The sequence below is a fragment of the Micromonospora arborensis genome, from assembly GCF_003205615.1.
GTDB classification, from domain to species: Bacteria; Actinomycetota; Actinomycetes; order Mycobacteriales; family Micromonosporaceae; genus Micromonospora; species Micromonospora arborensis.
In genome coordinates this window covers 1-244 of the sequence record NZ_PYBV01000163.1, presented here as the reverse complement: position 1 = coordinate 244, position 244 = coordinate 1, and the positions used below count along the sequence as shown (strand labels likewise).

Annotated in this window: 1 protein-coding gene; it reads right to left on the bottom strand. The window is 64.3% G+C overall.

Translation table 11 applies throughout. From position 1 onward, the window contains the following. Nucleotides 1–244: GTP-binding protein (locus C7C45_RS33270; protein WP_244200704.1), on the bottom strand; the 244-nt coding region annotated here is incomplete at both ends.

Here is a 244-nt window from a genome sequence, read left to right as displayed (position 1 = left end):
TCACCACCATCACCGTTTCCACCGCGGCGAAGGCGAACAGCGTGCTGCCGCGGAAGTCGTCGTAGCCGGCGGTGTCGATCAGGTTGATGTGACAGTCGCCGCGATCGATGGCGGCGATGCAGCTGTCGATGGAATGACCGCGCGCCTTTTCCTGCGCGTCGGTATCTGATTGCGTGTTGCCACGCTCTACCGAGCCCGGCGTCTGGATGACGCCTCCGGCGTGCAGCAAGGCCTCGAACAGGGT